Raw genomic sequence first — 14,217 nt, forward strand, 5'->3', positions numbered from 1 at the left:
ACCTCGCGTGGGCTCAGGGACCTCGCGTGGCTGGAGGTCTCGGTGCGGCGGAGGTGGCTGAGCTTGTCGAAGCCTCCGGTCCCTTCGACAAGCTCTGGGACCTCGCGTGGGCTCTGGGACCTCGCGTGGGCTCAGGGACCTCGCGTGGGCTCAGGGACCTCGCGTGGGCTCAGGGACCTCGCGTGAATCAGAGGCCACCCCCCGCCCGCACCCACGCGTACGTGATCTCGGGGCGGCCCTGGCCCCCGTACCGGGGCACGCGGCGCACCCGCCCGACGTCGGCGAGGTGCTCCAGGTAGCGGCGCGCCGTCACGCGCGACATGCCCTCGGTCTCGCCGACCTCGGTCGACGACACGGCTCCGGATGCCGTGCGCACACGTTCCGCGACGGCCTGCAGCGTCTCGTCGCTCAGGCCCTTCGGCAGCCCCGGCGGGGTGACGGTGCGCAGCGATCCGAGCAGCGCGTCGACCTCCGACTGCGTCGCTTCACCGGCTGCGCGATCGAGGCCCTCGACGTAGGTGCGGTAGGCCTCGAGGCGCTCGCGGAACGCCGCGAACGCGAACGGCTTGATGAGGTACTGCACCACGCCGATCGACACGGCGGCCCGCACCGTCGCCGCATCGCGCACGGCCGTCACGGCGATGATGTCGACGCCCGAACCGGCCGCACGCACCCGCCGCGCGACGTCGAGGCCGTTGCCGTCGGGCATGGTCATGTCGAGCAGCACGAGGTCGATCCGCCGCTCCGGGTCGGCGAGGGCGGTGAGGGCCGCGCGCGCTCCCGACGCCTGTCCCGCGACCTCGAAGCCCGGCACCCGCGAGACGTACGCCGAGTGCAGCTCGAGCGCGAGCGCGTCGTCGTCGACGACGAGCACCCGGATCACGACGCCTCCTCCACCGACGGCAGGAACACCCGCACCGTCGTCGGGTCGCCGGTGATCTGCAGAGTTCCGCCCCGGGCGGCCACGATATCGCGCACGAGCGCGAGCCCGACGCCGCGGCCGCCGGGTGCCTGCTCGGGCTTCGTCGACGCGCCGAACGCAAAGGGGTCGGGCAGCGACGGGTCGAACCCTCCGCCGCTGTCCGACACCTCGATCGCGACGTCGCCGCCCTTCTCCGTCAGGGCCGCGCGCACCCACCGGGGCTCCGCGCCCGACGCCGCGGCATCCAGAGCGTTGTCGACGAGATTCCCGACGACCGTCACCGCTTCCGCGGGGGCGAGCGGCAGCCGCGGTCGCGGCTCCGACACATCGAGGTCGAGGCGCACGCCGCGCTCGTCCGCCTCGTCGAGCTTGCCCAGCAGGAGGGCGACCACGACGGCATCCTCGTCGTCCGAGACCAGCCGGTCGGCCAGTTCCTGGCGTTCGCCGGTGGATGCCACGATCAACCGCCGTGCGTCATCGAGCCGCCCGAGCTCCAGCAGCGCCAGCAGCGCGTGGAGGCGATTGCCGTGCTCGTGGGTCTGCGAGCGGAGGGTGTCGCTGAGCGTGCGGACGCCTTCGAGCTCGCCGAGCAGCGCCTGCAGTTCGGAGCGGTCGCGGAGCGTCATGACGTGTCCGCGTTCGGGCGCCCGCCGTCCATTGAGGTCTCGCGCGTCCTCCTGGTTGACGAGCAGGACGCGATCGCCGTTGACCACCGTCTCCTCGACCATGCGGCGCCCCGTCGAGATGGCCTCGGCGAGGGTGGCATCCATGTCGACGTCGTGCGGATCGAGCGAGACCTGGCCCATCGTCGCGGGCGGGAGCCCGAGCAGGTCGGCGGCCTCGTCGTTGTAGAGCACGATCCGTCCCTCGCGGTCGGTGACGACGAGCCCCTCGCGCAGCGAGTGCAGCACCGTCTCGTAGCTCTCGACGAGCCGCGACAGCTCGGCCGGGGTGTACGACCCCGTGACCCGTCGCGCGCTGCGGCGCACGTACAGCGCCCCGAGCACGCCGACGCCGACGATGGCGGCGGATGCCACGGCGATCAACGGCACGCGAGCGGCGAGGTCCTGCTGCACGGCGCCCAGGGTGACCCCGACCGAGACGAGCCCGACGATCGGGCCGTCCTCGTCGCCGCCCTCGCGGATCGGCGCGATCGTGCGCACCGACGGGCCGAGGGTGCCCTCGTACACCTCGGTGTAGGTCTGGCCCGCGAGGGCCTCCTCACGCGAACCCTGGTACTCCTGTCCGATCTGGTCACGATTTCGGTGGGTGAGACGGATGCCGTCCGGCGTCATGATCGTGACGAACGACAGGTCGGCGTCGCCCAGGATCGCCTCGACCATCGGCTGCAGCGTGTCGGAGTCGCGTTTCTCGACGAGCGCGGCGACGTCGGGCTCGTGGGCGAGCGTCTCGGCGACCGAGCGGGTGACCTGTTCGGCCTGGCGCTGCCCCGAGTCGCTGAGCTGGAACGACAGCAGCACCGCGAGCACACCGGCGACGAGCACGACGACGCCGAGGGAGACGAGCGCCAACCGCCCACCCACGCTCAGCCGCATGTCACACCCTTCGTCGCGCCTGCCGTGAACAATACGACCACAAATGGTTCCCCCGTCCCGCCTCGATCAAAGTCTTCACATCGACCGGCGCCCCCGCCGGACTCAACGAAGGCGTTAGAAAAGGGGAAACACCCGTGGCACTCTCACTCCGCACCACGCGCGACGGCCGGCCTCGCAAGAGGATCGACCGCAACCACTGGCTCTACATCTCGGTCATCCTCGCGGTCGTCGCCGGTGTGATCGTCGGCCTCGTCGCTCCCGCATTCGCGACGACCCTCGAGCCCATCGGCAAGGGCTTCGTCAGCCTGATCAAGATGATGATCGCCCCGGTGATCTTCTGCACGATCGTCGTGGGCATCGGGTCGATCGCCAAGGCCTCCACGGTCGGCAAGATCGGCGGCCTGGCGCTCGGCTACTTCCTCGTGATGTCGACCTTCGCGCTCGGCATCGGCCTGTTCGTGGGCAACATCATCCACCCCGGCGAGGGCCTCAACATCGCCGGTGCGCAGTACGACGCCGTTCCCGAGGCGACGACCACGCAGGACTTCATCCTGGGCATCATCCCGACCACGTTCTTCTCGGCCTTCACGGGCGGCAGCATCCTGCAGGTGCTGTTCATCGCACTGCTCGTCGGCTTCGCGCTGCAGGGGATGGGCGAGCGCGGGGCGCGCATGGTCGAGGGCATCAAGAACTTCCAGGTGCTGGTCTTCCGCATCCTCGGCATGATCCTGTGGCTCGCTCCGGTCGGTGCCTTCGGCGCCATCGCCGCGGTCGTCGGCAAGACCGGTTTCGGTGCCGTCATCAGCCTCGGCATTCTGATGGGTGCGTTCTACCTGACCTGCTTCCTCTTCATCGCGGTCGTCCTGGGTGGTCTGCTGTTCGCCGTCACCCGCGTCAACATCTTCTCGCTCATGAAGTACCTGGGCCGCGAGTACCTGCTGATCGTCGGCACCTCCTCGTCGGAGGCCGCTCTTCCCCGCCTCATCGCCAAGATGGAGCACCTCGGCGTCTCGAAGCCCGTCGTCGGCATCACCGTGCCGACCGGCTACTCGTTCAACCTCGACGGCACCGCGATCTACCTGACGATGGCGTCCCTCTTCATCGCGACCGCCATGGGTGCGCCGATGTCGATCCCCGAGCAGATCGGCCTGCTGATCTTCATGATCATCGCCTCCAAGGGCGCGGCCGGCGTCACCGGTGCCGGTCTCGCGACCCTCGCCGGCGGTCTCTCGGCCTACCGCCCCGACCTGGTCAACGGCGTCGGCGTCATCGTCGGCATCGACCGCTTCATGTCGGAGGCCCGCGCGGTCACCAACTTCACCGGCAACGCGGTGGCGACGCTCCTCATCGGCGCCTGGACCAAGCAGTACGACGGACAGCGCGTCCGTGAGGTACTCGCCGGCAACATCCCGTTCGACGAGACGCTCCTCACCGGTCACGACCACTCGGCGACGCCCGCGGATGCCAAGACGGAGCTCCCCGCGACGGTCGACACGCAGGCGCTCAACGCCTTCCGTGCTCAGGCTGAGGCGGAGGCCGCGGCGAAGGGTCGCTCGTGAGCCTGACCCACGACACCCCGGCGGGGGCGGCTTCGGCCGCCCCCGCCCCCGCGCGTGTCGACCTCGCGCGCACCTGGATGCTCCGTTCGCCTCTCGCCGGCCACCTCGAGACCGCGGCCGACGTGCTCGTGCTCGACCTCGAAGACGGCCTCCCCGCCGGCCGCAAGGGCGAGGGACGCGACCGTGCACGTCGAGCGGCGGCTCACGCTCCGGTCTGGCTGCGCATCAGCGCCGCCGGTACCCACGACGGAGAAGACGACCTCGCCCTCGGCCGCGAGCTCGACGACAGCCTCGCCGGTGTCGTGCTCGCGATGTGCGCGGGTCCGGCCGATGTCGCCCACGTCGCGGCATCCCTCCCCTCCGGCGTCTCGATCGTCGCGATGGTCGAGTCGGCCGCGGCCCTGCTCGCCGCCCCCGCGATCGCCGCGCACCCCGCCACGCGCCGCCTCGCCTTCGGCACGGGAGACTTCCGCCGCGACACCGGCATGTCGGCCGACCGACTCGCCCTTTCGTGGCCGCGCGCGCAGCTCGTCGTCGCTTCGGCAGCGGCGGGGATCGCCGGTCCCATCGACGGACCGTGCGGTCCCGTCGACCACGCTCGGGATGCCGCGCTCCACGCCGTCGCGATGGGCTTCACCGGCACTCTCGCGCTGCAGGATGCCGCCGTCCCCGGCGCTCACGCCGGCTTCACGCCCGCAGCCGACGAGGTCGACCGCGCGAGGGCGCTGCTGTCGGCGTCGCCCGACGGTCCGGTCGACGGCTCGTACGCCCCGACACTCGCTCGCGCTCGCGCGCTGGTGGAGCGGGCGGAGGCGCTCGCCGCGCTGTAGCCCGCCCCCAGGTCCCTGAGCTTGTCGAAGGACCCGCGGGTTCCGGTGGCTTCGACGGGCTCAGCCACCTTGGTTCCGAGGTCCCTGAGCTTGTTGAAGGGCCGGTCTCATCGCACGGGTTCCGGTGGCTTCGACAGGCTCAGCCACCGTGGTTCCGAGGTCCCTGAGCTTGTCGAAGGGCCCGGTCCCATCGCACGGGTTCCGGTGGCTTCGACAGGCTCAGCCACCTTGGTTCCGAGGTCCCTGAGCTTGTCGAAGGGCCCGCGGGTTCCGGTGGCTTCGACGGGCTCAGCCACCTGGCGCGATGTCCTGAGCGCGCCCGGAGGCTGCAACAGGCTCAGCCACCTGCGCCGGAGCGCCGGAACCACCGCCGCCGCACCACCGGCGCGACGGCCGCCGCTTCCTCGCGGGCCCGCCGCCGCTCCGCCCACGCCGCCACCTCGGCCTCGACGTCGACGGTCGGCGTCACCACGGGCGGCCCGCCCTGCAGCTGACGACGCGCCTCGATGACGCGCCGGTTGAAGTCGTGCAGCGCCTCACGGACGTCGGGCTCTCGGGCGATGGCATCCATTCGCTCGGCGCGCTCGGCGTACTCGACGCGCAGCGTCAGGGCGGGCGGACCGAGACCGGTGAGCTGCTCCGCCTCGATCTTGCGCCGGATCCACCAGTCGGGGTCGTGCGTCCCGCCCAGGTCGGGGAGGGGTTTGCCGGCTCCGGGCAGGTTGTCGAACTCTCCGCGGCGGATCGCCTGCTGGATCGAGGTTTCGACGTACGCGGCCCGCTCCGCCGCGGTCGACCCGCGCTGCGGCCCATTCGCCGCGGGTTCGGGCTCGAGTCCGCTCGCACGCAGCTCGCGGTCGAGTCGGTAGCGCTCGGCCGACTGGCGTGGGTCGTCGCTCATGGGCACCTCCGGTCCTTCCAGGCTACGACGGCACCGTCGGACGGGGGCCGGCGCGCGGCAGTGCGAGCTCGAGCCGGTGCAGCGTGCCGAACTCCGGAGAAATGGATGCCACGGCCCCCGCCCGCGGCCACCGTGGCGTCGAACGGGCGAAATGTCCGGAGTTTCGCACGCCCATCGTCAGCAACCGCCCCCGACTCACATCCCCAGACGCCGCAACCTCTGCCGCGCCATGTCCTGCGCGCGCGGACCCGACCCGAGAGCCCGCTCGGTCACCCGCAGAATGACGCGCGTCACGCTCAGCACGGGCAGCGGCCACCGCCGCACGCCGAGCATCGCGCGGTACCGGCGGGGGATCGTTGCCACCGCCGCCGCGAACAGCACCCGGTAGGCGATTCCCATCGATCCGCGGAACGGGGGCTTTCGCAGAAACCGCACCACATCGTCGACCCGCTCGCCGCCCCGCAGCTCGCCTCGCTCCCAGAACCCGTCGATCTCGGCCCGCAGCGCCGCGCGTGTGAGCGGCGGATCGACGACGCGCATGAGCCGCCCCGCGGTCGCCCAGTCGGCGACGTACGCGTCCGCGCCGCCCGGGATCGGCTTCCGCGACACCTCGTGCCCCGACAGGAACGCGTCGGTGAACGCGAGATGCACCCAGCGCACGAGGTCGGGCGCCTCGGCGGAGTACGCCCGCTCGCTTCCGTCGCCGGCGCGGTACTCGCCTTTCACGCGCTGGTGGAATCGGCCGACGCGTGCGGTCTCGGCATCCGCCTGTGTCCGTGAACCGTAAGTGAGCGTGATGACCCAGCGGACGGTGCCGGTGAGACGCCCGATCGGATCCTCGCGGTACCTCGACCAGTCGTGCACCCCGGCGAGGGCACCCGGGTGCAGGGCCTGGAGCAGAAGGGCCCGGATGCCGGCGACCAGGGTCCCCATTCCGGCATGAACCGTCCACGCGGGGCCGTTCTCGGCGAAGTATCCGGCGTCGTCTCCCTCTGCGATGTCCCGCACGTAGGGGGCCATGCCGGTCGGGTGTCCGGCGAGGGCGACGAGCAGCTTTCCCCGCAGCGACGCGATCCAGTCGGGAACGGGGGAGGGGGAGTCGCTCACCTCTCCAGCGTGCCACCGCCGCGCACGACGGGCGCCGAGGTGTCGCGGCATCGAGAGAGTCAGTGTCCCTCGTGCGAGATGACCGGCACCGTGCCGTCGTCGCGCAGCAGGACGGCGTTCTGCGTCGCACCGAGCGCGGGAGTCACGACGACCGCGATCACCGCGGCGGCGACCAGCAGGCCCACGACGCTCATGGGCTGCGCGGTCCGCTCGGGATGAGCGACGCGGCGCCGACGGCGCAGATGCACCGCGGCGCTCGCGCCGACGATGACGAGAAGCAGGGATGCCGCAGCCACCGCGAGCACACTGGTGTGCGCCGGGACGACGAACAGCATCGCCGCGACGCCGAAGAGCGCGACGAGGCTGCCGCCGAGGGCAGAGCCAGGAGTGACCAGGCGTCCAGCCCACAGGACGACGCCGCCCCACGCCAGGGCGGCGAGCCCGAGGGCCACCAGGCCGGTTCCGAGGCCGATGGCGACGGCCTCGGAACCGGGACGGGTGATCGCACCCGCGCCGAGGGCGGCGGTGATGAGTCCGGCCCCCCACGCGGATACAGAGGGCCACGACCGCACGAAGGTCGCAGCTGTCATGCTCAGACCGCCGCAGTGCGGGGGACGTTGCGCTCGGTGCCGAGGCCGACACCCAGGAGCACGACGGCGCTGGCGAGGTGCAGGAAGTGGTCGGGGACGTTCAGCGCGAGGATGTTCGCCGAGGTGCCGGTCAAGAAGAAGCCGGCGATACCGAGCAGCAGGTAGACGGCACCGACGGTGGTGTTGACGCCCTTGGCAGCGCGGGCGTTCGCGAGACCGGCGACGAGCAGAGCGCCACCGATCAGGAGGTGCGCGATGTTGTGCAGCGGGTTGACCTCGAAGATCCCCAGGAGCAGTCCGCCCTGGGTCGCGATGAAGCCCACGCCGCCGGTCACGGCGAAGCCGAGCAGACCGACGAGCAGGTACACGGCCCCGAAGATCGTGGCCACGAGGCGGTTAGGTGAAGAGCTCATGGTGAACCTCCCAGTGAGTTAGCAGCGACCTCGTGGCCGCCTTCCTCACATCTTCGGAGACAATGGCTGGTTCGGATTGGGCTTTGCACGACCCCGCATTGTCCGGTACAAGCAGGCTCTCAACGCGCCGGCATCCGGAAACGACAGAAGGCCCCCGAGTACTCTCCGAGGCCCTCCGTTACATAGGTCACCATACGAACCGGCGGGGCGCCTCCTCAGGGGATTGCATTTCACACACTGTTCACGTAGCGGGCCGCGCTGCCACACTCTGCTCATGAAATTCGAGACGACTCTGTCGCAGATGGGCAACAACACCGGCATCGAGGTCCCGCCCGAGGTCGTGGACGCGCTCGGCGGGGGCAAGCGCGCCGCCGTCATCGTCGACGTGAACGGCTACGTGTACTCGAGCACGGTCGGCGTCATGGCGGGCAAGACGCTCATTCCGTTCTCGTCCGACAAGCGTGCCGCCACAGGCCTCTCGGGCGGGGATGCCATCACCGTCGACCTGCAGCTCGACACGTCGCCGCGCACGGTCGAGGTGCCCGCCGACCTCGCGTCCGCGCTCGCCGAAGCGGGTGTGCGCGAGGCATTCGATGCGCTGTCCCCGAGCGCCCGCAAGGCTCATGTGACGAACGTCGAGGGAGCCAAGGCGGCCGACACGCGCGCCCGCCGGATCGACGCGATCGTGGCCAAGCTCGGCTAGTCCGACCGGCTCGTTCGAACGCCCCGACCGATAACCTGGGAGGGGAGGATGTCGTGGGTCGCACAAAGGATGCCATTGCCGAGGGGCTGTCGATCGCGACGGCGGCGGCACGGCTCACGGTGCGCAACCGCATCCTCGTCGAGACGATCGCCCGCGGCGGGCAGTTCGACAGCGAGGTCTTCGCTGACTTCGCGCGCAAGACCCTTCGGGCTCTCGCTGACGAGCAAGACCAAGCTGCCGAGCGGGTGACGCACCAGCGGAAGCGCGCGTGGGGTCGGTTCTCCGACTCCTCGGGAACGCACGATTACCGCGACCGCGATACACGAAACCTCCGCCGTCGCGCGAACCAGTCGCGTGGGGTCGCGAAAGAGCTGCGCGCTCTCGCCGACGATCCGGAGCGCGTGGAGGCCCTGGTGGCCGCCGCCCGGATGGCAGCGTGGGGAGACGTCGAGGCGAACCTCCGTCAGCGCCTCGATGTCGAGGGCATGACCGCCGACGCCGATCCCGATTACGCCACGATGCGTCGCGCGCGCATGGACGCCCTGCGCATGGTCGACCTCGCGCGCCTCGCCTCGCAGGCGAAGCGCAAGGCGAAAGAGAAGGCCGCGGCCGAGACCGAGAACCCCGACGCCGAGAACGACGAGAAACCCGCCAAGACCGGCAAGAAGAACAAGTCCAACGCACGCTGACGCAGAATCCGCCGCGAGCGGAATGTCACACGAGGCGGTCGGCCGGACATTCCCGGGTATGGACGAAGCCGGGTTGTGGCGCCGCGTCGCCGCCGACGGCGATGAAAGGGCATTGGGCGACCTCTACGAGCGGCACGTCGACCGCGTGTTCCGTCACGCCGCGCGATTGGCATCCGATCGACGGGATGCCGAGGATGCCACGGCCGTGGCCTTCTTCGAACTCTGGCGCCGGCGTGACGCGGTGCGTGTCGTCGACGGGTCGCCGCTGCCGTGGCTTCTCGCGACGACGACGAACGCGCTGCGCAACCTTCAGCGCTCGTCGGCTCGCTATCGGCGTTTGCTCGACACCCTGCCCCGCTCGGCGGACGCGAGCTCCGCCGAGGACGAGGTCTTCGCCGATGAGAGCGCTCGTGCGCTCCTCGCACCGCTCGGCGCGGTCGATCGACAGCTCGTGATGCTCGTGCACCTCGAGGGCTATCGGGCTGACGAAGCCGCGGTGGTGGTGGGGCTCAGCGCCGCGGCGGCGCGTGCTCGCCTCTCTCGTGCGCGAGCGAAGCTGCGCGATCTCGTCCCGGATGCCACACGCGAGGAGGATTCTGCATGAACGCACCGCGCATCGATCCCGTCTTCCGCGCGGGACTGCATCGCCAGCTCGTCGCGCAGACGAAGCTTCCGCAGCGGCGCAGTCGCGCGAAGCTGTTCGTCATCGCGGGGGCGGGGGCGATCGTGCTCGCCGCGGGTGGGACGGCGGCGACCGCCGAGCTCTGGACTCTCCCCGGCGGCACGGTCACCAGTGAGCTCGGTGCTCCCGTCACCGCGGAGGGCTCGGGCGACGGCACGCTGGTTCTGCCGCCTCGCCCCGACGCCGCGAATCAGGTCCGTATCGAGCTGCGCTGCCTCACGCCGGGCACCTTCACTTTTCCCGCGGGATCGGTGACGTGCACCGCGGATGACTTCGTCGCGCACCCTGATGGCGCGGTGTCGTGGATCGACGTGCCCGTCGACGCGGTCGGTTCCGAGCTCGTGGTGTCGTCCGGCGCCGACGAGAGGTGGCGTCTCACCGCGACCTACCTCGACGCGGAGCCCGTGCCGCTCGCGGTGAATGATCGGGGCCAGAACTATGGCTCGGCGGGCGCGGGGGAGGAGCCCGACCTCATCGCTGTCGTCGCGACGAACGGCCGTCAGGGCTACGTCGATGCTGACGAGTTGGCGGATGCCACGGGCTCGAGTCACGACTTCACGTCGCCCGAAGAGGCCTTGCGGTGGCAGGAAGAGCGCGCTGGTCGGGCGGTCGTGGTGCCGGTGTACCTGTCGGACGGGGTGACGAGGGTCGGGGACTTCGTGGTTGGGTGACCCGCGTCGGTGACGCAACGAGTGAGGCCCCGTCGACCGAAGTCGACGGGGCCTCACTCGTTGCTGTGTGTGCGCTTACGCCTTGTTCTCGGCGCGGTTGCGACGAACCTTCGCGGCGACCGCGACCGTCGCACCGGCGAGCACGAGCGCGCCGCCACCGATGTAGATGCCCATGAGCGACTCACCGTTGACACCGGTCGCCGGGAGAGCGTTGCTGCTGCCACCGTTGCTTCCGCCGCCGTTGCTGTCGGCGCGCGCGCCGGTCGCGGCGAGCGTGTAAGAGCCGCTGGGGTTGGCGGGAAGCGTCACGACGGCCGTGGCCGAGCCGGAGGCATCTGCCGTCTTGGTGACCGACGCCGAGGTGACGGGGAGGCTTGCCGTGGCAATGTTAGCCCCGGTGACACCGCGGCCGACAAGGGTGAACGTGACCTCTGCGCCGGGCTGGAAGCCCGGGACCGGAACCGGCCCATTGGACGTGACGGTGACCGTGACGGTGTCGGGGCTGGTGGGGACGTACGCCTGCGCGGCGACGGGCGCGGCGAGGAGCAGCGCGGCGGCGACAGATGCCGAGGCGACTGCCGTAGTGAGACGACGCTTCATGAGAGCCTGCTTTCGAAACCGATATGGCGGTACGGGGTGGGTCCGCGCGGTGCCGACAGTCGTCCAAGTGGCGCGTGCGGACGGGATTGATGCGGTGTCGTGCGGCTGAATGCTTTCTTGAGTATCCCCTACGGATCTGCTGGATTGCAAACCGTAGCGGTTTCTTCTGAGTAAACAATCTGCGACACGTAAGGATGTTGCTTCTCAATCCGCTATGAGAGCGGACCGAGTTGCACGTAACGTGACCGGGCTGAGTCGCCTGGAGCTCACCAGGACGCTTGTGGTGCGCAAGCCGAGCTGGGTGACTGTCGGATGGCGCCATCGGATCGTCGGTCCGAGGTGCCGCGGGTGGCATCGCTATCCGACCGTCGCTGACGCAAGTTCGCGCGGTTGAGGGTGTTCGCCGCCGCCGCCGCTGTCGCCGCAAACGTTGCCGATGTCGACGAGATCGGCCGTGAGGACCGGTCAGACAAACCCGCTTTGCCGTGTGTACGGTAGCGGGCCAGTCACGGCGGGTGCAGTGGTGCGAGACTCCCGGGGCTTGACGGGTCTTGACCCGTGATCTTGGACACGCTGATTCCAGAACGAACGCTGGGGGAGCGAGAATCCAAGTATGCAAGGAAGAACCTAGACCGACGAGTTCCGGCGGCGGGCGGTGGACCTGTGTGAATCGACGCCCTGTGCGACGCTCAAGGGCATTGCGGTCGATCTCGGGATCTCTCGTGGCGCGCTGAAGGAGTGGGTCGACAAGCTCGGTTCCGGGACGACCGCCATCGGTGGCGTGGCGGCGTCTGACGGGTCTTGTCCGGACTCGCAGGCGGCGCGGGTGGTGCGGCTCGAAGCGGAGAACACGGCGCTGAAAGCTGAGGCCCGCAGGCTCGAAACGGAGCGGGACATTCTCCGTCAGGCGGCGAAGTATTTCGCCGGGGAGACGAACTGGTGAACCACTTCCAGTTCGTCGAAGACCACAAGGACGCCTACGGCGTGAAGCGGTTGTGCGAGGATCCGGATGCTGCAGGACCCCGCCCAGGGTGGTGGTTGCGCCTAGCAAATCAATGCGGTTTCCGCGACGTAAACATTTCGCAAGCAGTCCGTCACACGCGCGACGAGGGCGCATTTCGTCTCCGAAATCAGCGCCCCATCGAGAAGGTCGCAGAGAATGAGCCCGTCGAGTGACTTCGCAGGTCTACTCCAGGGAGGCAACCGTGGGGATCTGGCACGACGCGCGCACCACGGGATCGAGAGCGGCGTCGGCGGTGGGCGTGACGAACGCCTCCGCCTCCGTTGCAGTCGATGCTCCGCGCACCACCACATCGACGCCGATGGTCTGCTGCGGCGTCACGTCGACGCCGAAGGTCAACACCGTCCGCCCGTCGAAGGTGGCGCGGGCGAAGCTTGCGCCGTTCGTCGTGTGCGCCGAGACCAGGACGAAACCCTCGGGGAGGTAGACGTTGCCGACCACTTTCGCCGTTCCGGGAGCCGTCCCATAGGCAGCGTTCCCGGTGATGTAGGTCGGCAGCGAGGTGGCCGCGTCGGCGGGCGCCGTGCTTGTGAGGTCAAGGTGAAGGGTGAGCTGTCGCGGGAGAGACGGATCGGACGACGGGCACGAGTCCCACGCCAGTGAGGTGTGGGGCGCGACGTAATAGCTCATCTTCGAGCCGGTACCGTCGTTGAGGTAGAGGCCGAAGCGTGCCGTTCGCTCGTCCGTAGAGGGGATGGGCCCGGCGATCGTCGTGCCCGCGAGCACCGCCTGTTCGTCGGCATCGGCGCTCCACATGAGGAGTCGGTGTTCGTTTCCGGCGCGGCTGAGGGCCGACACGAAGCCGGAGGCGGATCCCCGCCCATCGAGAAGCGCTTGGAAGACGGCACCGGTCGAGGCCGCGAAGAAAGCGTCTTGCTGAGCGGGGTCGGGGTAGCGCTCGTAGACCCCGTTCATAAGAAGGTCCACGGCGTTGTCGGAGGACAACTTCTCGCCGTCGGGAAGAGTGACGGGTCCGGTGGCGGACAGAATGTAAGAGAGCACGACCGGGTCGATCGCGATCACGCCGTCAACGGATACGCCTGTTTTCTTAGCAAAGAATTCTTTCGCGAGAGGTCCGTCGATCGAGAAGTCGGGAATTTCGGTGAGATTGTGGAAGTAGCGCGCAGGTCGCGTGCCGTAGATGTCGACGATCTCCGCGGGCAGATCGACCACGGGCTGCGTGGTGCCGCGCGAGAGGCCCGTTGCTGATTCCGTCCCGCCGAGTGAAACAGCTCCGTTGTCGGTAGTGAGCAGGATTGCGCTACCCGATATGCCGCCCAGGGAGCGCCACTCAGCGTTGTTTTGCACGAGCACGAGATAACGACGCTCGCCGTCTTGCCCCAGCATGTCGGGGAGCAGCTGTGCTGTGCGGGCGAGGGCGTCGATGAAGGTGGCGGATTGCGTGAATACGTCGCCCGCTTGGTCGACGGCACCGCTCAGGCCGCCGACGAGCGGCGTACGATCGATGTCCTGCACGGCCTTCGCGGCATCCGTCGCTGGACGCACGGCGGCCTGCGCAGGCTCGCGTAGCATGCCCAAGGCTGACGGGTCGATTCGCCCCCCAGCCGGCTTGAGACTCTCTGCGGACACTCCCTCCGCCGCCGTGGACAAGGGAAGAAAGCTTCGGTTCAGAAGTTGATCAGAAGACGCTGTAATGGTGCGAAACGCATCGACTTGCGGTCCGACCCACGGCGTGAGCGACGCCACCTCCCAAAAGGGCCCGGAGGTCAGTCCGTGGGCGGCGGACGCTTCTTCGCCAAGTGACTTGAGCCGAGCGACCGCGGACGCGGGGTCGGTAGTCACAGCGTGGACCGCATCCGCGGCCCCCGACTGCACGCGAGAAAGATGCTGGTAAGCGAGGAAGCCAGTTACTACCACCCATACGGTCGCGAGGGAACCCAAAATCAGTCCGGCTGCGAGAATCCACAGTAACCAGCGTCCCAGGACAAGCGTCTGGCGAGGCAACAATTGCG

General features: G+C 69.4%; 15 protein-coding genes. 7 read left to right on the top strand and 8 right to left on the bottom strand.

Annotated features, from left to right (window positions below; translation table 11 throughout):
* Positions 1-187 precede the first annotated feature (187 nt).
* Positions 188-883 (bottom strand): response regulator, encoded by a 696-nt coding sequence (locus tag AB0O24_RS08580; protein WP_363374090.1) that lies wholly within the window; start codon positions 881-883, stop codon positions 188-190.
* Positions 880-2,478 carry an ATP-binding protein gene (locus AB0O24_RS08585; protein ID WP_363374093.1) on the bottom strand — a complete coding sequence of 533 codons (1,599 nt, stop codon included), beginning with the start codon at positions 2,476-2,478 and terminating at the stop codon, positions 880-882. The genes AB0O24_RS08580 and AB0O24_RS08585 overlap by 4 nt, the downstream gene beginning before the upstream one ends.
* A gap of 134 nt (positions 2,479-2,612) precedes the next feature.
* Between AB0O24_RS08585 and AB0O24_RS08590 the strand changes: the two genes are divergently transcribed.
* Together AB0O24_RS08590 and AB0O24_RS08595 are read left to right on the top strand one after the other, a co-directional pair.
* Positions 2,613-4,037, top strand: coding sequence for a cation:dicarboxylase symporter family transporter (locus tag AB0O24_RS08590; RefSeq protein WP_363335546.1), 1,425 nt, complete (start codon positions 2,613-2,615; stop codon positions 4,035-4,037).
* A complete protein-coding gene (locus tag AB0O24_RS08595) occupies positions 4,034-4,867 on the top strand; it encodes an aldolase/citrate lyase family protein (RefSeq protein WP_363374096.1) in 834 nt (277 codons plus the stop codon). Before AB0O24_RS08590 ends, AB0O24_RS08595 begins: the two co-directional genes overlap by 4 nt.
* Before the next feature lie 337 nt (positions 4,868-5,204).
* Here AB0O24_RS08595 and AB0O24_RS08600 read toward each other — a convergent pair whose 3' ends face one another.
* The 4 genes from AB0O24_RS08600 to AB0O24_RS08615 form a co-directional block, all read right to left on the bottom strand.
* Complete coding sequence (locus AB0O24_RS08600) at positions 5,205-5,768, bottom strand: DUF1992 domain-containing protein (protein ID WP_363374098.1); 564 nt, start codon at positions 5,766-5,768, stop codon at positions 5,205-5,207.
* Positions 5,769-5,963: 195 nt separating this feature from the next.
* Complete coding sequence (locus AB0O24_RS08605; RefSeq protein WP_363374101.1) at positions 5,964-6,875, bottom strand: oxygenase MpaB family protein; 912 nt, start codon at positions 6,873-6,875, stop codon at positions 5,964-5,966.
* Positions 6,876-6,934: 59 nt separating this feature from the next.
* Positions 6,935-7,465, bottom strand: coding sequence for a hypothetical protein (locus AB0O24_RS08610; protein WP_307384970.1), 531 nt, complete (start codon positions 7,463-7,465; stop codon positions 6,935-6,937).
* 2 nt (positions 7,466-7,467) lie between these two features.
* On the bottom strand, positions 7,468-7,878 hold the full coding sequence (locus AB0O24_RS08615; RefSeq protein WP_363374104.1) for a DUF4383 domain-containing protein: 411 nt from the start codon (positions 7,876-7,878) through the stop codon (positions 7,468-7,470).
* A gap of 274 nt (positions 7,879-8,152) precedes the next feature.
* On the opposite strand from AB0O24_RS08615, the gene AB0O24_RS08620 reads away from it, so the two are divergent.
* The 4 genes from AB0O24_RS08620 to AB0O24_RS08635 are packed head-to-tail and all read left to right on the top strand — an operon-like array spanning position 8,153 to position 10,623.
* A complete protein-coding gene (locus AB0O24_RS08620) occupies positions 8,153-8,581 on the top strand; it encodes a YdeI/OmpD-associated family protein (protein WP_363374107.1) in 429 nt (142 codons plus the stop codon).
* Positions 8,582-8,634: 53 nt separating this feature from the next.
* Entirely contained in the window at positions 8,635-9,270 is a 636-nt protein-coding gene (locus AB0O24_RS08625; protein WP_363374110.1) for an asparagine synthase, read from the top strand.
* Between the two features lie 22 nt (positions 9,271-9,292).
* On the top strand, positions 9,293-9,874 hold the full coding sequence (locus AB0O24_RS08630; RefSeq protein WP_363374113.1) for an RNA polymerase sigma factor: 582 nt from the start codon (positions 9,293-9,295) through the stop codon (positions 9,872-9,874).
* Positions 9,871-10,623, top strand: coding sequence for a hypothetical protein (locus AB0O24_RS08635; RefSeq protein WP_363374115.1), 753 nt, complete (start codon positions 9,871-9,873; stop codon positions 10,621-10,623). Before AB0O24_RS08630 ends, AB0O24_RS08635 begins: the two co-directional genes overlap by 4 nt.
* 75 nt (positions 10,624-10,698) lie before the next feature.
* Here the strand turns inward: AB0O24_RS08635 and AB0O24_RS08640 are convergent, their stop codons facing one another.
* Positions 10,699-11,223, bottom strand: coding sequence for a hypothetical protein (locus AB0O24_RS08640; protein ID WP_363374118.1), 525 nt, complete (start codon positions 11,221-11,223; stop codon positions 10,699-10,701).
* Positions 11,224-11,878: 655 nt separating this feature from the next.
* Between AB0O24_RS08640 and AB0O24_RS08645 the strand changes: the two genes are divergently transcribed.
* The gene (locus AB0O24_RS08645; protein WP_363374120.1) at positions 11,879-12,166 is read left to right on the top strand and encodes a hypothetical protein; all 288 of its coding nucleotides are present in this window, start codon (positions 11,879-11,881) and stop codon (positions 12,164-12,166) included.
* A gap of 243 nt (positions 12,167-12,409) precedes the next feature.
* Here the strand turns inward: AB0O24_RS08645 and AB0O24_RS08650 are convergent, their stop codons facing one another.
* The gene (locus AB0O24_RS08650) at positions 12,410-14,047 is read right to left on the bottom strand and encodes a DUF4012 domain-containing protein (protein WP_363374122.1); all 1,638 of its coding nucleotides are present in this window, start codon (positions 14,045-14,047) and stop codon (positions 12,410-12,412) included.
* Positions 14,048-14,217: the final 170 nt, after the last annotated feature.

The sequence above is a fragment of the Microbacterium sp. NPDC086615 genome, assembly GCF_040686055.1.
Lineage (GTDB): Bacteria > Actinomycetota > Actinomycetes > Actinomycetales > Microbacteriaceae > Microbacterium.